The following is a 19,011-nucleotide window of genomic DNA, read 5'->3' as shown; positions in this document are numbered from 1 at the left end:
TGGCTGACAGCGTACGACTGCCTGTCATCCACGCTGACGACGGGTCTCCATAAATACTACTGATCGGTAACTTAACTTCAAAGCGAGACCGCCGGCGGCCGTGGCCACCTTACGGTCAACACCGTTCCCAGAACAATGCTCTATATGCCGCCGAGATGGCCGCCGAGGCTAGGAAGGCGCGTCGAGATAGCGCTGGACCGTGGGGGCGAGCAGCTCGACCAGCTCCTCGATGTCCACCGAGGCCAGTGGCTCCAGCTTGAGCACGTAGCGCACCAGGACCACGCCGAACAGCTGTGCGAAGGCCGCCTCCATCCGGATCGGCGGGACTCCCAGTATCTCCGCGACCCGGACCAGGAGCGCCTGCGTCATGAACTCGCGGATCATGACGACCATCTGGTCGTTGGTCATCGCGGTGCGGACCAGCGCCAGCAGCGGCTGGCGGGCTCCGGCATCCGAGGTGACGGTCAGGATGAACCGGGCCAGCCGCTCGCCGACCTCCTCGCGCGGCCCCGCCAGGACCGCCGAGACGACGCTCTCGGGGGTGATCGGCAGCTCCATGGCCTCGACGAACATCCCCTCCTTGCCGGCGAAGTAGTGGTGGACCAGCGCCGGATCCACTCCCGCCTGCCGGGCGATGCCCCGGATGGTCGCCCGGTCGAACCCCTTCTCCGCGAAGGTCTCACGCGCCGCCGCGAGAATCTGCCCGCGGGTGTCAGCCGACCCCGGCCTGCGCCCCGGGCGCCTTCTGACCGCTCCGGCCCCGTCCTGGGCGGAGCCGTTCGCGGACGGCGTGCTCACGACGGGCTCGCTCATACGTTGGTGGACGCGGCGAGATGCAGCCGGGCGAAGGCCAGCGCCTCGGCGAGATCGTCGATCCGCTCGGTACGGCTGGCGGCCTTGCGCGTGTTGATCTCCAGCACGACCAGCCCCGAGTAGCCGTTGCCCGCCATCCGCTCCAGGATCGGCGCGCACGGCTGGTTGCCCCGCCCGGGAACCAGGTGCTCGTCCTTGTTCGACACCCCCACGCCATCGGCCAGGTGCAGGTGGGCCAGTCTGTCGCCGAGCTTGGTGAACATCTCCATGGCGTCGGACCCGGACACCGCCGTGTGCGACAGATCCAGCGTGACCTGCGGGAAGTCGTAGTCGACCGGATTCCAGTCGGGTGAGTAGGGGACCACCTCGTTGCCCCTGGCCCTCAGCGGGAACATGTTCTCCACCGCGAAGACCACGTCGGTCTCGTCACGCATCCTGGCAAGGCCGAGCTCGAAATCGCGCGCGTAGTCGCGCTGCCAGCGGAACGGCGGGTGCACCACGACGGTCTTGGCGCCGACCCGCTCGGCGGCGCGCTGCGCGCGCTGGAGCTTGGCCCACGGGTCCTTGCCCCACACCCGCTGCGTCACCAGCAGACACGGCGCGTGAATGGCCAGGATCGGCAGCTGGTAGTGGTCCGACAGGCGCTCCAGGACGTCGATGTCCTGGCTCACGGGGTCGGCGCCCACCATGATCTCCACACCGTCGTATCCCAGACGTGCGGCCAACTCGAAGGCGTCGGGGGTGCGTTCGGGATACACCGACGCGCTGGACAGCGCGATCTTCGCGCTGGATACACGGACGCTCATACCGCTTCCTCGTCTCCGACTCGGAGCACACCCTGGCGAACACCGCTGGGCATACCGGCCCGCTCGCTCATGTCGCTCACCTTTGCCAGCCTAAGCGGGTCCGGCGAGCAGTGCTGTCCGCCACCACCGACGCGACCGAGATCACATCGTCGGGTTCGGCGAGGAGACCGCCGGGCGTTCGAAACGATCAAGGCCCGCCTCCGCCGGTGGGGTGAGAAGCCGCTCTCCTCACCGAGACGGAGGAGTCATTACGGTAAGGGCATGCCGAGGTTCGCCAGGGGTGCCATCCCCAGCCCCAACATCTGGAACACCCCCCAGACCTACGAGTTGGAGAACCGGGCGGTCGATCCCGAGGGGCGTGCCGAGGCCGCGATGGCGGCCGTCAGGTCGTGGACGGGGGCGACGGTCCTCGACATCGGCTGCGGCACCGGCTATCACCTGCCGGCCATGGCCGCCACCGCCGCCCGCGTGATCGGCGTCGAACCCCACGAGGACCTCGTACGGCTGGCCAGGCGCCGCTGCCATGCCCTGCGGAACGTCGAGATCCACGCCGCCACCGCCCAGGCCCTCCCGATGCCCGACGCCTCCGTGGACGTGGCCGTCGCCCGCTGGGCCTACTTCTTCGGCCCCGGCTGCGAGCCCGGCCTGGCCGAACTCTCCCGGGTGATGCGGCGCGGCGGCGCGGCCTTCGTGATCGACATCGACACCACCCGCGGCGCCTTCGGCCGCTGGTTCAGCCAGTCCATCCCCGCGTACTCGGCCAGGGCCGTCGAGAGCTTCTGGAACCGCCAGGGCTGGCAGGTGGAGAAACTCGACCTGCGCATGTGCTTCGAACGCCGCGCCGATCTGGAGGCGGTGCTCCGCATCGAGTTCACCCCCGCGGTCGCCGACCTCGCCATCGCCGAGACCCCCGGCCTGGAGATCGCCTACCCCAACCTGCTGCGCTGGAGGCGGTTCTGAACCTGTCCCGCGGCTGCCCGCCGGCCTGTCGGGCGCGGAGGGGGAACAACGGGACACCGGCTTGACCTTGACGTTGATGTCAAGGTTTATCGTCGGGTCACGAGGAGGGCCGGATGCGGATCGGCGAGCTGGCACGGCGGGCGGGTGTCAGTACCCGGGCACTGCGCTACTACGAGCAGCAGGGACTGATCACGGCCCGGCGCTCGGCCAACGGCTACCGGGAGTACGGGGAGACCGATCTGCGGCTCGTCTCCGAGATCCGGTCGCTGCTCGCCGTCGGCTTCACTCTGGAGGACGCCCGCCCGTTCGTGGCCTGCCTGCGGGCCGGGCATGCCCTGGGGGGATCGTGCCCGGAGTCCGTGGCCGTCTACCAGCGCAAGCTGGCGGAGATCGACGATGAGATCCGCACGCTTCTCACCCGGAGGGCGGAGGTGGCGGCGCAGCTGACCACCGCCTGCCCAGGATGCGTACCGAGGAAACGGGAAAACCATGATCACACTGACCAGTGACAACTTCGACGAGCAGGTGCTACGGAGCGACAAGCCGGTCCTGGTCGACTTCTGGGCCGAGTGGTGCGGGCCGTGCAAGATGATCGCACCGGTCCTGGCGGAGATCGAGGCCGAGTACGGCGACCGCCTCACGATCGCCAAGCTCAACGCCGACGACTACCCCGAGATCTCCGCCAGGTACGGCGTCCTCGGCCTGCCGACGCTCAACCTCTACAAGGACGGCGAGGTGGTCCGGCAGATCAAGGGCGCCAAGCCCAAGCGCCTGCTCCTGGCCGACCTCGAAGGCCACATCTGACGCCTCTCCCGATGGCTTTCATCCGGTACGGCGCCCCCGCCGGGTGAAAGTTGTCGGGTCCTACGGGTAACGTGCGGCCATGGCGAAGAAGGCTGGTGGCTACCGCTGTGCCGAGTGCGGGTGGCAGACGGCCAAGTGGGTGGGGCGCTGCGGCGAGTGCCAGGCCTGGGGCACGGTCGAGGAGGAGACGGCGCCCGCGGGTGCGCGGGTGGCCTCCGCCGGAGCGGTGTCGGCACCGGCGGTTCCGATCGGCCAGGTCAAGGCCGAGGTGGCGCACGCGCGCGGCACCGGGGTGCCCGAGCTCGACCGGGTCCTCGGCGGCGGTCTGGTGCCCGGAGCCGTCGTGCTGCTGGCCGGTGAGCCCGGCATCGGCAAGTCCACTCTCCTGCTGGAGGCGGCGGCCAAGATCGCCCGGCAGCAGACCGTCCTCTACATCACGGGTGAGGAGTCGGCCGCCCAGGTGCGGATCAGGGCCGACCGGATCGGCGCGATCCAGGACCGTCTCTACCTGGCCGCGGAAACCGAGCTGGGCGCGCTGGTCTCGCACGTCGAGAAGGTCCAGCCCGACCTGCTCATCGTCGACTCGGTGCAGACGATCGGCTCGGCCCAGGCGACCGGCGTGCCCGGTGGGGTGACCCAGGTCAGGGAGGTCGCGGGAAACCTGGTGCGGCTGGCCAAGGAGCGTGGCATGGCCACCGTGCTGGTCGGCCACGTCACCAAGGAGGGCTCGATCGCCGGCCCCCGCACGCTGGAGCACCTCGTCGACGTGGTGCTCCACTTCGAGGGCGATCGGCACTCCCGGCTCCGCCTGGTCCGCGCGATCAAAAACCGGTACGGCCCGGTCGACGAGGTCGGCTGCTTCGACCTGCACGAGAGCGGCATCGAGGGCATCACCGACGCCAGCGGCCTGTTCGTCTCGCACCGCACCGACCCGGTGCCCGGCACGTGCGTCACGGTCACCCTGGAGGGCACCCGGCCGCTGCCGGCCGAGGTCCAGGCGCTGGTCGCCAGGACCGAGGCCCAGCAGCCGCGCCGCTCCTCCTCGGGGCTCGACACCTACCGGGTGACGATGGTGCTGGCCGTGCTGGAACGGCGGCTCAACGCCAAGCTGGGCGGGTGCGACGTCTTCACCGCGACCGTCGGCGGGATCAAGCTCAGCGACCCCGCGGTCGACCTGTCCGTGATGCTGGCGGTCGCCAGCGCGGCCGGCGACAAGGCGCTCCCCGCCGGCCTGGTGGTGCTCGGCGAGGTGGGCCTGGCAGGGGAGCTGCGCCCGGTGCGCGACGTGCGGCGCCGCCTGTCGGAGGCCGCGCGGCTGGGCTTCACCCGGGCACTGGTCCCGGCGGGTTCCCTGGAGGTGGGCAAGAGACGCAACGGCGACAACTCCCTGGTCCGGGTGGCCGGGCGTGGCGCGTCCTTCGCGCCCGGTTTCGACGTCGTCGAGGCGGAGAACGTCTGGGACGCCCTCACCCACGTCACCTGAGGCGCCACGCCCCACGGACCTCGCGCGGCCCATGGTCATCAGATGATTCCGGGCCGTGCGTGGCCTTCGCCGGTAAGCTGAGCGTTATACGCAGACCACGGGGGTCATGTGGCAGCAACGTACAAAGGGCTCGACGACCGCCGCAGGGACGTCCTCGCCGCCGTCGCACCGGGCACCGCCCTGCGCGACGGCCTGGAGCGCATCCTGCGAGGACACACCGGCGGCCTGATCGTGCTGGGATACGACAGCACCGTCGAGGAGATCTGCAGCGGCGGGTTCGAGCTGGACGTCGAGTTCTCCGCGACACGGCTGCGCGAGCTGGCCAAGATGGACGGCGCCATCGTCCTCAACTCCGGCGACCTGCGGATCGTGCGCGCGGCCGTGCACCTGATGCCTGATCCGTCCCTGCCCACCGACGAGTCGGGCACCCGGCACCGCACCGCCCAGCGGGTGGCCCTTCAGACATCCTTTCCGGTCATCTCCCTCAGCAAGTCCATGCGGATCATCGCTCTCTACCTCGACGGCATCCGCTACGTGGTGGAGGAGTCGTCGGTCATCCTGTCCAAGTCCAACCAGGCCCTGGCCACGCTGGAGCGCTACAAACTCCGCCTGGACGAGGTCTCCGGCACGCTCTCGGCGCTGGAGATCGAGGATCTGGTGACGGTCCGCGACATCGCGGTGGTCGCCCAGCGGCTGGAGATGGTCAGGCGCATCTCCGAGGAGATCGCGGGCTACGTGGTGGAGCTCGGCACTGACGGCCGCCTGCTCTCCCTGCAGCTGGATGAGCTCGTGGCCGGCACGGAGAGCGACCTCGAACTGATCGTGCGCGACTACCTGCCCGTGACGGGCCGCCGCCCGCGCAAGTTCGCCGAGGCGTTGCACGAGCTCGACCAGCTCTCCTCCGCCGACCTGCTCGACCTCTCGGTCGTCGCCCAGATCCTCGGCCATTCGGGCAACGACGCCCTGGAGACACCGGTGAGCCCCAGGGGCTACCGCCTGCTGGCCAAGGTTCCGCGCCTGCCGGGCACGGTGGTCGAGCGCCTCGTCGACCAGTTCGCCAGCCTGCAGAAGCTCCTGGCCGCCAGCATCGGCGACCTCCAGGAGGTGGGCGGGGTGGGCGAGGCCAGGGCCCGCCACATCCGCGAGGGTCTGTCCCGGCTGGCCGAGTCGTCCATCCTGGAACGCTACGTGTAAGAGATCCCCCGGCCGAGCGCGGAGGCTCACCGGGTCCTTCCGGCATGCCTCGCCCGGCGGCCTGGACGGCCGACGGCCGCCGACCCGGCGCAGGTCTGCACGGCGCCGACGCGCTGACCGCGAACTTCGGCCGGTTTTCCGGCCGTCGTCTCGCGGAAGCGGCCCTTCGGTGCCCCGAGGCACGCGGACGGACATCGCTAGCGAAGGTGGAAGACGGCCTTGCGGCTCCTCAGGCCGGGGGCGCGGACCACCGCGACGTAGGTACCGGGACGCGCGGCGACGCGGTCGGCGGTGCAGTCGTTCCCGGACCTGCGGCGGTCCCACACCAGCTCCCGGACATAGGGGATGCCCCGGTCGAGCTTGCGGATGTTCTCGGTCTCACCGCTGACGCAGTCGGAGGAGGACCACACCCGGTCGTCACCGGAGGTGATGCGCACCTCCATGTTGCGCGGCCCCACATCCGTGGTGCACATCACCTTGCCGACATTGACGAGGGTGAGGATGAAGCGGGGCCGGATGCCCGGCGGGTAGACCGTCCCCTGGCCCTCCATGCTCAGTACGAGCTGCGGAGAGGCGCAGGCCTCACCAGGTCGCCGGGGCCTGGGGGCCGCCTTGCTCTCCCTCGGCTCCGGTGTCGGGCTCGCGGACGGGCTCGCAGGCGGTGAGGGGATGACCGTCACGGTCGGCAGGATGGCCAGCAGCGGGTCCGGCACGTCCTTCTTGGCGGCCGAGGTGCCTTTCTCCCGGGCGTCCTGCGGCCCGCTCGTCGACGAGCAGGCCCACGCCACGACGGCGACCACCACGAGCACACCGACGAGCGCGGCCATCCGGCGCCGCCAGTAGATGTCAGCTCCGATATCGCTACGGAACGTGTCGGGGTCCATACCAACAGTATGGTTAGTGCTCACGGGCCACAGGGGGAGACCCGCCGCTACCGTCCCCGTTTCGGCCACCGATCATCGGCAGAAGGCGGATGAAGGCAGGTGAAGGAGGGGCAAGGGGGCCCGATCCCGCACTATCGTCAAAAGGTGCCCGAGTCGAACCGCTTACTCGAACCCGTCCTCGACTGGTACGCCGGCAATGCCCGCGACCTTCCCTGGCGGGCGCCCGGCGCCTCGCCCTGGTCGATCCTGGTCAGCGAGATCATGCTGCAGCAGACACCGGTGGTCAGGGTGCTGCCCGTCTGGACCGAGTGGATGGAGCGCTGGCCCACGCCCGCCTCCCTCGCCGCCGAGCCCCCCGGTGAGGCCGTACGCCACTGGGGCCGCCTCGGCTACCCCCGCCGGGCGCTGAACCTGCACGCGTGCGCCCGCGCGATCACCGACCGGCACGGCGGTGAGGTCCCCTCGGAGCACGACACCCTGCTGGCGCTGCCCGGCGTCGGCGAGTACACCGCGGCCGCGGTCGCCAGCTTCGCCTTCGGGGGCCGGCACGCGGTTCTCGACACCAACGTGCGGCGGGTCCTGGCGCGGGCCGTCAGCGGCGAGGAATATCCGCCGAAGGCCACCACGCCCCCCGAGCGCAGGCTCGCCACCTCGCTGCTCCCCGACGCCGACCGCGCCCCCGTCTGGGCGGTCGCCGTCATGGAGCTCGGCGCACTGGTCTGCACCGCTCGTGCCGCCCGCTGCGCCGACTGCCCGGTCAGCGACCTGTGCGCCTGGCGCCTGGCGGGCAAGCCCGCCTACGAGGGTCCCGTGCGCAGGGGGCAGACGTACGCGGGCACGGACCGTCAGTGCCGCGGCCGCCTTCTCGCGGTTCTGCGCCAGGCCCACGGTCCGGTGCCCAAGGACGCTCTCGACGTGGTCTGGGACGACGCCCCGCAGCGAGAGCGCGCCCTCGACGGCCTGATCTCCGACGGCCTGGCCGAGGTCCTCGACGACGGCACCTACCGCCTACCCGGCTGAACGCGCCACGATCGACACCTCACCGCGGGAACGCGCCCTCGACGAGGGCACCTGCCGCCCGGCTCGCGGTCACCGGGTGGAGCAGGCCGGCGCCTTTCCCGCCGGGGCCTCCGTGCACGGCGGGAAAGGCTCCACTGCCGCGCCGCGAGTCCGGCGGGCGAAGGCGATCAGGCGGCGAGGCGCAGGCCGAGCGCCGTGAGGCTGGTGCGGGCCCAGTCGAGTTCCTCGGCGATCACGTTGACCAGTGCGCCGGGCCCCTTGGCCCGAAGCGGCACGGCCAGGTCGTGCGTCTCCACCTCGATGTGAGCGGTGCCGTTCACCGCGCCGGAGAGCATCGCGGTGAGGGTGTCCTCCAGGACCGAACGGGTGCTGGGCAGTTCCTGGCAGGCGGCGGCCATGTGGTTGTGCACGTGGCCGAGCTTGACGACAGGAGCTCCGGCGTCCGCCAGGCCGCGCAGGGCGACTCCGGGCTCCTCAGCGCCGCCGGAGAGGTAACAGGCGTCCAGGCAGACCCCCAGGTGCTCGGAGTCGATGCCGGAGACCCTGTCGAGCGCCTGCTTGGTGGTCTCCAGGACGCAGCCGGGCCACGGCTCGAAGCCGACCCTGATCGTCTTTCCGGTGACGCTGTACAGCCCGCGCAGCTCGCGGGCGAGGCGCTCCAGCCGGCGCGAGGCTATCGCGTGCAGGTCGGCCGGCCAGTCGCGGCGCCAGCCGATGGGGATGGTGGAGATGCTTCCGAAGCGGACGTCCTGCGGGAGCAGGAAGGCCAGGATCTTGGCGAGTGCCATCGTGTAGCGGTAACGCTCGGGCTTGGCCCAGTCGGGACCGGGGGACTCCTGGTTCCTGCCGCCGGTTCCGTTGAGGCTGACGACCTCCAGGCCGCGCTCCTCAAGGGAGCGGCGCAGGCGCACCAGCTCTATCCGGTCCGCGGTGAGATGGTCGGCGACGCTCGGGGAGAGCCAGAGGCCGACGCCCATCCGCTCCACTCCGAGGCGCTTGCGCACCGGCACCGCGTATCTCGTCAGGTGCGCGATGAGGTTCTCGAGGTCCTCGGCGGGGTGCACGCCCGCGTTGTAGGCCAGGTGAACGAGCGTCCCGTCCTCGTGCCGTAAACGCATGCGTGCCTCCAAAACATACTTCCGTGTAAGCGTCTCCGATCGCCCCGCGCCGGTGTTCCAGCGCCGTGAGCCGGAGGCTCTCCCTGCCCGGAGTTCGACCCGGCCGTCCAAAGCATCCCGTGCGACCACCGGGCTCCGCGTCACTCACGAAGCTGATTTCCCGGTACGCCGCCAGGCTGACCTCGACGCCGATCTCACCATGATCACTGCAACCCACGGATCACTCGGGCAAGACTTATCGAACTCGCTCTACGCAGTGTAGTACTACCTATCGTGGCGAGACACCTTCTTAGGTAACAAATAGACAGACCCCGCCGTGAGTATCCTCACGGCGGGGTCTGTCCTTCCTGCCTGATCGGGCCATGCCCGGTGTCCTGCGCCTTGGCTCTTCCGCCTACCGCGGCGAGACGGACGACGCCTCGCCGGGTTGTCGTCGGTCACCGCAGCGTGCTGCGATGACCTCCGCCAACCTTGCGAGGCACCACCTGACCGATCCTCAACGGCCAGGGCCCGCGGGACGATGCCCGGTTCTGGGCCTAGTTCTGGATCGGCTCCGCGATGGCGGCGGCCGAGTCGGGAACCCGGTCGACCGGCGCGTCCTCACCGACGAAGGTGAACTTCGCGTTCTCGCCCTCGCCCTCGATCCCGATCTTCACGATCTGGCCGGGACGGAGCTCGCCGTACAGGATCTTCTCCGACAGGGTGTCCTCCAGCTCGCGCTGGATCGTACGACGGAGCGGGCGGGCGCCCATCACCGGGTCGTAGCCACGGTCGGCCAGCAGCTGCTTGGCCTCCTGCGTGAGCTCCATCCCCATGTCGCGGTCCTTCAGACGCAGACCCACCTGGGCCAGCATCAGGTCGACGATGCGGATGATCTCCTTCGGCGTGAGCTGGTGGAAGACCACGATGTCATCGACACGGTTCAGGAACTCCGGCCGGAAGTGCTGCTTGAGCTCCTCCTGCACCTTGGACTTCATCCGGTCGTAGTTGGACTCGGCGTCGTTGCTCTTCGCGAAGCCGACCCCCTGACCCTTGGAGATGTCCCGGGTGCCCAGGTTCGTCGTCATGATGATGACGGTGTTCTTGAAGTCCACCACCCGGCCCTGGGCGTCGGTCAGACGACCGTCCTCCAGGATCTGCAGCAGCGAGTTGAAGATGTCGGGGTGGGCCTTCTCGATCTCGTCGAACAGGACGACCGAGAACGGCTTGCGCCGCACCTTCTCGGTGAGCTGGCCGCCCTCCTCGTATCCGACGTAGCCGGGAGGCGAGCCGAACAGCCTGGAGACGGTGTGCTTCTCCATGAACTCCGACATGTCCAGCATGATCAGCGCGTCCTCGTCCCCGAACAGGAACTCGGCCAGCGCCTTGGACAGCTCGGTCTTACCGACACCGGAAGGACCGGCGAAGATGAACGAGCCACCGGGGCGGCGCGGGTCCTTCAGACCGGCGCGCGTGCGGCGGATCGAGCGGGACAGACCCTTGATGGCGTCGTCCTGGCCGATGATCCGCTTGTGCAGCTCGTCCTCCATGCGGAGCAGTCGCTGGGACTCCTCCTCGGTGAGCTTGAAGACCGGGATGCCGGTGGCGGTCGCCAGGACCTCGGCGATGAGCTCCTCGGTGACCTCGGCGACGACGTCCATGTCGCCGGCCTTCCACTCCTTCTCGCGGCGCTCGCGCTTGAGCTGGAGCTGCTTCTCCTGGTCCCGGAGGGCGGCGGCCTTCTCGAAGTCCTGCGCGTCGATCGCGGACTCCTTGTCGCGCCGCACATTGGCGATCTTCTCGTCGTACTCGCGGAGGTCCGGCGGCGCGGTCATGCGGCGGATGCGCATGCGCGAGCCGGCCTCGTCGATGAGGTCGATCGCCTTGTCCGGCAGGAACCGGTCGCTGATGTAGCGGTCGGCCAGCTGCGCGGCGGCCACCAGGGCACCGTCGGTGATGGAGACGCGGTGGTGGGCCTCGTAGCGGTCCCGCAGACCCTTGAGGATCTCGATCGTGTGGCTGAGGCTGGGCTCGGCCACCTGGATCGGCTGGAAACGCCGCTCAAGCGCCGCGTCCTTCTCCAGGTGCTTGCGGTACTCGTCCAGGGTGGTGGCACCGATGGTCTGCAGCTCGCCTCGGGCCAGCATCGGCTTCAGGATGCTGGCGGCGTCGATCGCTCCCTCGGCGGCGCCCGCACCGACGAGCGTGTGCAGCTCGTCGATGAACAGGATGATGTCGCCGCGGGTGCGGATCTCCTTGAGGACCTTCTTCAGGCGCTCCTCGAAGTCACCGCGGTAGCGCGAACCCGCCACCAGGGCGCCCAGGTCCAGGGTGTAGAGCTGCTTGTCCTTGAGCGTCTCGGGCACCTCGCCCTTGACGATCTTCTGGGACAGGCCCTCCACGACGGCGGTCTTGCCGACGCCGGGCTCACCCACCAGGACCGGGTTGTTCTTGGTCCTGCGGGACAGGACCTGCATGACCCGCTCGATCTCCTTCTCCCGGCCGATGACCGGATCGAGCTTGCCCTCGCGAGCGGCCTGGGTCAGGTTGCGGCCGAACTGGTCAAGCACCAGAGAGGTCGAAGGAGCGGCCTCGGCCGGACCGCCGGCGGCGGTCGGTTCCTTGCCCTGGTAGCCGTGGAGCAACTGGATGACCTGCTGGCGGACCCGATTGAGATCGGCGCCCAGCTTCACCAGCACCTGGGCGGCCACGCCCTCGCCCTCACGGATGAGGCCGAGCAGGATGTGCTCGGTGCCGATGTAGTTGTGCCCCAGTTGCAGCGCCTCGCGCAGGGACAGCTCAAGGACCTTCTTGGCACGCGGGGTGAACGGAATGTGCCCCGACGGCGCGGACTGGCCCTGGCCGATGATCTCCTCGACCTGCTGACGCACACCTTCAAGACTGATGCCGAGGCTCTCCAGAGCCTTGGCGGCAACGCCTTCACCTTCATGGATCAAGCCAAGAAGAATGTGCTCCGTACCGATGTAGTTGTGGTTGAGCATCCGGGCCTCTTCTTGGGCCAGGACGACAACCCGCCGTGCGCGGTCGGTGAACCTCTCGAACATCTCGTCGCTCCTCACAGAGCGGTCAGGCAGGTCCGGGATATCCGGGCCCTGTCATCCCGCATGGTAGCCCCGACCCGGCGACCGCTCTATGCAGAAGACGTTCCCCGAGAGCAGGGCGTTCACCCTCCATCCAACTACTTACGGGGGGTGGGATGTTCCCGCTACGCCGCAAGCGAACGACGTTTGTCCACCAGACAAACACATCATGCGGTCATGGCCGCCACCGGACCCCACCGTGACCGCCATAACCGCATGATTCACTCGATCCACTGAGCCGATCTAGTGAGCCGCTTCGTACTGCTCGACGATCTTGGAGGCGATTCGACCGCGCTCGCTGACATTAAGGCCGTGGGACTTCGCCCATGCCCGGATGTCGGCGCTCTTCTCTCGCGTGAGTGCCCGCGCGCCACCCGCGCGGCGGCGGCGGGGTGCCAGCGCGCCGGAACGACGGGCGCTCTGCACGAAAGGCGACAGGGAGTCGCGGAGCTTCTTCGCGTTAACGTCACTCAGGTCAATCTCATAGCTGGTGCCGTCAATCGCGAAGGCGACAGTCTCATTGGCCTCGCCCCCATCGAGGTCGTCGATGAGAATCTCCTGGATCTGCTTGGCCATCTACACAATCCTTTCGCGGAGTATTGTTTCATTCGCAAGCTAAACATATACCCGCGATCGAAGAGCGGCAATTCCAGGAGCCCGGCGATTCTCACAGCCGACCGAGACACTCTCAGTCGGTGCTCCGGTGGATCAGCTGTTCTGCGACTCGGCCGGGTCGGACTGTTTTGGCCGGCGACCGGCGGCTTCACTCCGAAGTAGCTTGACGACTCCGAAGATGAAGGCTCCGCCGACGACCGCCGGAGGTATCAACGCGGACAATACGTCGTACATTCGTCCTCGCTCCGTACCGCTAGGTGGCTTTCTGGAGACCATGAAAATTTGGCGACGACTCCCGAGCCACGCGGGTGTCCGCCCGATCAGTCTGGAACCGCCCACAGATGACCATAGCGCCACCGGACGGCGACGTGCGTCAGCAGGGGCGACCAGGCCCGTCGCTCTCCAGCCTAATGCTTCTCTCCAGCCGCCTTACCGGTTGCAGTCGTAAAGCCGCAGGGAAAAACCGACAGGATGATCAGGTGATCATCGTCGCCTTCGGAAATACCAATGCCCGCCCGCTCTCCGGCCGCTGCGCCACCGGCCTCGGAGGGGCGAAGCCCCTGGTGGGAGAGCCTTCCCACCAGGATGAACAACGCCTTGTCACGGAACCGGAGATCACCGCGGGCGGTTCATCGCGAGAATGTCCACCGTCGGCAGAACACCTGGATGGAGAGCGGCTCGCTTCATCACCCGGGCGGCAGCCGATGCGACGCAAGCCTGCGGAACAAGACGGATCTTCAACGCTTTCTTACCAAGAGTACGACCCACTCTGGCGTGGAGTACATAGTCGTAGACCGTATAACCACCAAAGACGATGGGCTCACGGGACAACCCGGGCAACACCACACACCCATGATCCAGCTCCGCGAGAAGACCCCTGAACGCGCGACGGAAGGTGAAGGAGAGAAACCCGCGGGCCGTCACCGGGGATGCGGGAGGCGGGCCGCTCCCACCATTCGATGACTGGTGTGCGAACCCTCGACGGGGGCAGATCCGGCATTGGCGTCTCATAGCGGCTTGCGGGCTCTCCTGAGCCCCTTGTCCGGCCTCAAACACGAATATTCCGCCGGAGCACGCCGGGGTTCGATCATAAGTCCCCCCGCGTCGCCCATGGCGCGGCAAATGATTTTTACGCTTCCGTGGCTTCCGCGGCCGAGACGGTTACCCACCCCTAACGGTCTCCGTTTTTCTGGTCCGGGCGCGAAATCGGGGCCGGCGGTTCAACCGCCGGCCCCGATTTACCCGGAACTACTTGATCTTGACGACGACCGTCCCGGCCACCTTGTCGTGCAGCGCCTGCTGCAGGGGCTTGTCCCACAGCAGCCACAGCACGTTCACGAGGCTGAAGATGTTGACGATCCAGCCGAGGAGGGGGATCCAGCTCAGGAACTGCGGGCCGAAGAACACACCGCCGCGCTTGAGCGCGACGTCGGAACTGAGCCCGCCCGGCGGCAGGGTGCTGCCGACGGGCACGATCTTGATGCCCATGACCATCTTGCCGACGGTCTGCCCACCCCTACTGATCATGAAGAACTCGTAGGCGAAGTAGATCGCCGCGCTGACCAGGGAGATGAGAAGGCTCGCGAGGAAGACGCCGCTCCCGTCGGTGCTGGCGCCCGTCGCGAGGTTGAAACTGGGAGCCGTAACCAGGAGGCCGGTCAGCACCGCACTGATGATCACCCCCGGGATCGCCAGAATGATCGCGTCGATGATCCGCGCCACCAGGCGCTGCCACCACTCGGCGAGCGGGCCGGGAGCGCCGGGGGGACCACCGTAAGGCTGGCCGTACCCCTGCTGCCCGTACTGCTGCTGCCCGTAGCCGGGCTGCTGGCCGTAACCCGGCTGCTGGCCGTAGTCGGGCTGCTGCCCGTACTGCTGCTGGCCATAGTCGGGCTGCTGCTGACCGTACTGCTGCCCGTAACCCGGCTGGGACGGCTGCTGCTGGCCGTAACCGGGCTGCTGGCCGTAGCCGGGCTGCTGCTGACCGTACTGCTGCTGCCCGTAACCCGGCTGGGACGGCTGCTGCTGCCCGTAACCGGGCTGCTGGCCGTAGCCGGGCTGCTCGTGGGACGCCTGCTGCCCGTAGCCGGGCTGCTGACCGTACGCGCCGGTCCCGCCCTGCTGGCCATAGCCCTGCTGCTGGCCGTACGCGTCCGTCCCGCCCTGCTGACCGTACGACTGCTGCTGCCCATACCCCTGCTGGCCGTACGACTGCTGCCCATACCCCTGCTGCTGGCCGTAGCCCTGCTGACCATAGCCGGGCTGGGTCTGCCCGGGGCCGGTGTTCGGCTGCGATCCCTCCGACCGATATCCCATGATCGTCACATCGGGGTCGGGTTCGCCAGGGGAACGCCCCGGGTTGTACTGCCCGTAATCCGGCTGTCCCGAAGGTGTACGACTGCGCTCGGGATCATCCTGTGGATACGGCGGCTGTCCGTTGCTCACCGCGTCACCTCACTTAGACTGCGCATGTGGCAAATGTCAGACGCACATGCTTGCTGCTGCACAAGGTATCGACATAGGAATCAACAGTCACCTTTCCCGTCAGTCATCTCTAAAGTCATCAGAGTCTGGCTCGTGTGTCAGGTGCAGCAGCATCCGGGTGTTTCCCAAGGTATTGGGCTTGACGTGCTCCAGATCGAGGAACTCCGCGACGCCCTCGTCGTAGGAGGCGAGAAGTTCGGCGTAGACCTCCGGGGCGACCGGTGTGCCCTGGATCTCCTGAAATCCGTGCCGGGCGAAGAAGCCGACCTCGAAGGTCAGGCAGAAGACCCTGCGCAGGCCCAGCTCGGCGGCCGTGCGGATGAGCACCGAGACGATCCGATGGCCGATTCCCATTCCCCTGCGGGTCGGATCGACGGCAACGGTCCGAATTTCGGCAAGATCCTCCCAGAGAACATGAAGCGCCCCGCAGCCGAGGATTATCCCCTCCGCGTCAGTCGCGACCCAGAACTCCTGGATGTCCTCGTACAGGGTGACGGTGGCCTTCTCCAGCAGGCGCGGGCCGACTCCACCGTAGGTGTCGACGAGCCGCCTGATGGCACGGACGTCCGGGGTGCGGGCACGGCGGACCGTGACCGCCGGGGTGGCGCCGGGAACGGGTGACCCCCGCTCCTCTCCCTCGGATCCGGTTCGCCGCTCCCCCTCTTTCCCGGGATTCGCGAACGGCACGGGAGAATGCTCCGCAAGCTGCTCCATGACCGATCAGCGTACGTCCTCTCCGGCCTTCAATTACGGCTCATCCTTAACTCTCGCCCCGGGGGCATCACATGACCCTTGGTAGTTGGATTACCACGCTGGGCGCACGACGTCTCCAATGTGTCGCAGCTCATCTTTGGCACGGTCCCGGACCTGGGAAGACCCGCGCCGCGCCCGCCGCGAGGAAGGCAAAGGCAGCGTAATGGCCATGTTGATCATATTGGCATGTGATCTTTCCGTGACATTTCAGTTGCGAAACCTCTACTGAGTTCGCAGTTCTGGTTGAGCAGGAACCACGAGTGCACTAATCTCCGTGCTCGATGTCAGAGACGTAAAAGCCTGACCCGCCGAATCTCCCGACCAGGGGAACCGGGGACCCACCACGTCCTTCGGGGTGAATCCGAGTGCCACCGGTGCACCCGGTAGGGCTGCCTCCGGCCCGAACCCGTCAGCTAACCCGGTAGGCGGCCGAGGAGAGGAGCCCGTTGGTGAAGCGCATGCGCGACCGCGCAGGAGAGCACGCGGGCGGCGACGCCCGCTGTCGAGAACGCGCGCCGCGGAGGCGGAGTCGCCGCATGGCGGTCATCGGCCTGGCGTTCGCCATCATGACCCTCGGCACCCCCCTGGTCTCGGCCACGGCGGATCCCGAGCCCAGCCTCCAGCAACTGGCCAAGCAGGCCGAGAAGCTGCACGAGGAGATCGGCACGCTCGCCGAGCAGTACAACGGCGAGCGGGTCAGGCTCAAGCAGGCCCAGCGAGCCGCGGAAAGCGCCAAGAAGACCCTCGCGACGAGCGAGTCGGAGCTCGCGACCCGGCGTGCCAAGGCCACCCTCCTCGCGCAGAGCAACTACATGTCCGGCGGCCTGAACTCCGGGCTCGCCTTCACCCAGGCGACCGACCCCGACACCTTCCTCGACCAGGCCACCACCAACTACGCCCTCCAGCAGCAGCAGAGCGAGGAGGTCGCCCAGGTCGGCCGGGCGATCGAGGCCGCCGAGCGGGCTCAGGCCGGCGCCAAGGCGAGGACCTCAGAGGTCAAGGTGCTCCTGGAGGAGATCGAGGGCAAGCGCAGCAAGATCGAGCGACTGGTCGCGCGGGTCGAGAGCGACCTGTTCAGCGAGGTACGCACCAGGGCCGTCAGCAACAGGGGTGCCCGGGTGAAGGTCGACGTGCCCATCGTGGGCAGCGGCAAGGCGGCGGAGGCGGCCCGCTGGGCGCTCACCCAGCAACTCAAGCCGTACGTCTGGGGCGCCGAGGGCCCCAACTCCTTCGACTGCTCCGGGCTGGTCATGTGGGCCTACCAGAAGGTCGGCATCAGCCTGCCGCACTACACCGGCAACCAGTGGACCGCGGGCACCCACATCTCCAAAAACGACCTGCGCCCGGGCGACCTGGTCTTCTTCTACAGCGACCTGCACCACGTCGGGATCTACATCGGCGCGGGCCTGATGGTCCACGCGCCCCGGACGGGTGACGTCATCCACATCGCCACGATCGACAACCGGCCCTTCGCCGGCGGGGTGCGGATCGCCGACTGAGCGGCTGAGCCGGGCCGGTCACGGATCGCGAGCCGCCCGGCCCTTGGCCGGGCGGCGAATCCTGCCGTGCCGAGGGCCGGTCAGACGGGTACCCCGCAGACTTGCGCCCCTCGGACGGTGCCCGCAGGTGCGGTGAGGCGCCGGCTTGACCGCGGTGGGCAGAGTATCCGCGAGACAGGGCCTGTGAGCCCTGCCAGGTGGGTCCTGCCGTGGCGAGGATCGGTCAGGTGGCGCCTTGCAGGGCGGAGGAGGAAGCCTCAGCGTGCCGCGGTGACCGACGGCAACGCGGCGGGGCGCCCCCTGACCGCGGTGGGCAGAACAGCCAAGGGCAGGGCCTAGATCAGGCGGCGGCGGGCCGCCCAGGCCACGGCCTCGATCGCCGTGGCGACACCGATGCGGTCACAGATGCCTCTGAGCCTGCGCCTGACGGTCCGGCCGCTGATATCGAGGCGGCGGCCCACCCTGTCGACGGTGACGCCCTTGGCGAGTTCAGCCAGCAGCACGAGGTCGTCGTCACTGAGACCGATATCACTCATGCCCAGGGGGCTGTCGCCATGGCGAGAATCCACTTCTGGATATGCCATCAAGAGTCACTCCCCCCACTCTGGAAACCGGGCGCGAGACGCCGGAAATGAATACCGTCCGCCAGGAACGGTAAACGCCTTGTTCAAAGGTCGTCAAGTTCTACTCTTCATAGCGCGCGCCCACTATTGACATACTAGGTGCTACGTGAAGTACTCATGATATGTCAGTGCCTTTGGGGTTAAGTCACGGCCGTGCCCCCGCACGAGCCCGCAGGTGCCCCCCTGGCTGCGACAACAGAAGTCCTGGCAGAACAAGGTTTCGCCGGAACCGCCGCGGCGGCGCGCACCCGCGGGGCCGCATCCTCGGCGGAAGCGAGCTTCCCGCTTTTCCCCGGGAAAATCGATCTCTTCCTGGCACTCTTCGACGGCCACGCCGTCTGGCGCCTTGACGGCACCTCGCGGAAAACTCTGAAATGGGAAGCCCCCAAGAGCACCTTTGCGGCATTAGCGAAGTATCGGATGCCGACGGCGGGCGTCAGGCGATATTGGACATGCTTAAAAGGGAGTTTCTGCGCTATGCAGAAAGCCGTCCGAAATTGCACGGGGAGCGTGAGCACGGACCCCGTGGTTTGCGGCCCATGGGGATTCGCCCCGTCCGCCCAGGCATCGTCCGCGTGCCGTGCTCGCGCCCACGCGCGCCGGCACGGAGCCGTGCGGGACGGTGAGGAGGTGCTCGCGAGGTGATGAGGGCGATACCCGGTACCGCCCGACCGGGATTCGAAGGTGCGCGCCGAGCCCGACCGGCCGCCCCGGGATGCCGCCTCGGGGCCGTCATCCGGGCTTCGATCCCGGCGGACACCGCCCGGCGGAGACGATCGCGCCGCCGGACCGCGTGAGACGAGGTCCCACGCCCGGGGGGGGGCCGGGCCCCCCGCAGACCCCGGGGGCGGGTCGACCGGGGCCAGGGGGAAGGC

17 protein-coding genes and 1 riboswitch are annotated in these 19,011 nt (G+C 68.3%); of the genes, 7 read left to right on the top strand and 10 right to left on the bottom strand.

Annotation, left to right across the window (positions count from 1 at the left end):
* Positions 1 to 168: 168 nt before the first annotated feature.
* Positions 169 to 813: a TetR/AcrR family transcriptional regulator gene (locus ABT130_RS25940; protein ID WP_350959451.1), complete on the bottom strand. Its 645-nt coding sequence runs from the start codon at positions 811 to 813 to the stop codon at positions 169 to 171.
* On the bottom strand, positions 810 to 1,619 hold the full coding sequence (locus ABT130_RS25935; protein WP_350959448.1) for a sugar phosphate isomerase/epimerase family protein: 810 nt from the start codon (positions 1,617 to 1,619) through the stop codon (positions 810 to 812). Before ABT130_RS25935 ends, ABT130_RS25940 begins: the two co-directional genes overlap by 4 nt.
* A 261-nt stretch (positions 1,620 to 1,880) precedes the next feature.
* Here ABT130_RS25935 and ABT130_RS25930 point away from each other — a divergent pair, with 261 nt between their 5' ends.
* The 5 genes from ABT130_RS25930 to disA all read left to right on the top strand — a co-directional run bounded on the left by ABT130_RS25930 (position 1,881) and on the right by disA (position 6,060).
* Positions 1,881 to 2,579, top strand: a complete 699-nt coding sequence (locus ABT130_RS25930; RefSeq protein WP_350925644.1) for a class I SAM-dependent methyltransferase — start codon at positions 1,881 to 1,883, stop codon at positions 2,577 to 2,579.
* A 113-nt stretch (positions 2,580 to 2,692) separates the two neighbouring features.
* The gene (locus ABT130_RS25925) at positions 2,693 to 3,088 is read left to right on the top strand and encodes a MerR family transcriptional regulator (RefSeq protein ID WP_350959445.1); all 396 of its coding nucleotides are present in this window, start codon (positions 2,693 to 2,695) and stop codon (positions 3,086 to 3,088) included.
* Positions 3,069 to 3,383, top strand: a complete 315-nt coding sequence (gene trxA / locus ABT130_RS25920) for a thioredoxin (RefSeq protein WP_350925640.1) — start codon at positions 3,069 to 3,071, stop codon at positions 3,381 to 3,383. The genes ABT130_RS25925 and trxA overlap by 20 nt, the downstream gene beginning before the upstream one ends.
* Before the next feature lie 79 nt (positions 3,384 to 3,462).
* A complete protein-coding gene (gene radA, locus ABT130_RS25915; protein WP_350925638.1) occupies positions 3,463 to 4,866 on the top strand; it encodes a DNA repair protein RadA in 1,404 nt (467 codons plus the stop codon).
* Between the two features lie 108 nt (positions 4,867 to 4,974).
* Entirely contained in the window at positions 4,975 to 6,060 is a 1,086-nt protein-coding gene (gene disA / locus ABT130_RS25910; RefSeq protein WP_350925636.1) for a DNA integrity scanning diadenylate cyclase DisA, read from the top strand.
* A gap of 197 nt (positions 6,061 to 6,257) precedes the next feature.
* On the opposite strand, the gene ABT130_RS25905 is transcribed toward disA, so the two are convergent.
* Positions 6,258 to 6,944, bottom strand: a complete 687-nt coding sequence (locus ABT130_RS25905) for a hypothetical protein (RefSeq protein WP_350959442.1) — start codon at positions 6,942 to 6,944, stop codon at positions 6,258 to 6,260.
* 144 nt (positions 6,945 to 7,088) lie between these two features.
* Between ABT130_RS25905 and ABT130_RS25900 the strand changes: the two genes are divergently transcribed.
* A complete protein-coding gene (locus tag ABT130_RS25900; protein WP_350959439.1) occupies positions 7,089 to 7,964 on the top strand; it encodes an HhH-GPD family protein in 876 nt (291 codons plus the stop codon).
* 167 nt (positions 7,965 to 8,131) lie between these two features.
* Here the strand turns inward: ABT130_RS25900 and ABT130_RS25895 are convergent, their stop codons facing one another.
* From ABT130_RS25895 to ABT130_RS25870, 6 genes are all read right to left on the bottom strand, one after another.
* Complete coding sequence (locus tag ABT130_RS25895; protein ID WP_343962239.1) at positions 8,132 to 9,082, bottom strand: TIM barrel protein; 951 nt, start codon at positions 9,080 to 9,082, stop codon at positions 8,132 to 8,134.
* A 536-nt stretch (positions 9,083 to 9,618) separates the two neighbouring features.
* The gene (locus ABT130_RS25890; protein WP_030905625.1) at positions 9,619 to 12,126 is read right to left on the bottom strand and encodes an ATP-dependent Clp protease ATP-binding subunit; all 2,508 of its coding nucleotides are present in this window, start codon (positions 12,124 to 12,126) and stop codon (positions 9,619 to 9,621) included.
* Positions 12,127 to 12,405: 279 nt separating this feature from the next.
* Positions 12,406 to 12,738, bottom strand: coding sequence for a histone-like nucleoid-structuring protein Lsr2 (locus ABT130_RS25885; protein ID WP_012895497.1), 333 nt, complete (start codon positions 12,736 to 12,738; stop codon positions 12,406 to 12,408).
* Positions 12,739 to 13,184: 446 nt separating this feature from the next.
* Positions 13,185 to 13,370 (bottom strand): hypothetical protein, encoded by a 186-nt coding sequence (locus ABT130_RS25880; RefSeq protein WP_350959436.1) that lies wholly within the window; start codon positions 13,368 to 13,370, stop codon positions 13,185 to 13,187.
* 655 nt (positions 13,371 to 14,025) lie between these two features.
* On the bottom strand, positions 14,026 to 15,093 hold the full coding sequence (locus ABT130_RS25875) for an RDD family protein (protein WP_350959433.1): 1,068 nt from the start codon (positions 15,091 to 15,093) through the stop codon (positions 14,026 to 14,028).
* 228 nt (positions 15,094 to 15,321) lie between these two features.
* Positions 15,322 to 15,975, bottom strand: coding sequence for an amino-acid N-acetyltransferase (locus ABT130_RS25870; protein ID WP_350959430.1), 654 nt, complete (start codon positions 15,973 to 15,975; stop codon positions 15,322 to 15,324).
* Positions 15,976 to 16,310: 335 nt separating this feature from the next.
* A riboswitch (cyclic di-AMP (ydaO/yuaA leader) is annotated at positions 16,311 to 16,458 on the top strand.
* Positions 16,459 to 16,550: 92 nt separating this feature from the next.
* On the opposite strand from ABT130_RS25870, the gene ABT130_RS25865 reads away from it, so the two are divergent.
* Complete coding sequence (locus tag ABT130_RS25865; protein ID WP_350959427.1) at positions 16,551 to 17,513, top strand: C40 family peptidase; 963 nt, start codon at positions 16,551 to 16,553, stop codon at positions 17,511 to 17,513.
* Positions 17,514 to 17,848: 335 nt separating this feature from the next.
* Here the strand turns inward: ABT130_RS25865 and ABT130_RS25860 are convergent, their stop codons facing one another.
* Entirely contained in the window at positions 17,849 to 18,049 is a 201-nt protein-coding gene (locus ABT130_RS25860) for a helix-turn-helix domain-containing protein (RefSeq protein ID WP_030905642.1), read from the bottom strand.
* Between the last annotated feature and the right edge of the window lie 962 nt (positions 18,050 to 19,011).

The organism is Streptosporangium sp. NPDC001681 (genome assembly GCF_040298085.1).
Taxonomy (GTDB): Bacteria; Actinomycetota; Actinomycetes; order Streptosporangiales; family Streptosporangiaceae; genus Streptosporangium.
This window is presented reverse-complemented; position numbering and strand designations above follow the sequence as displayed.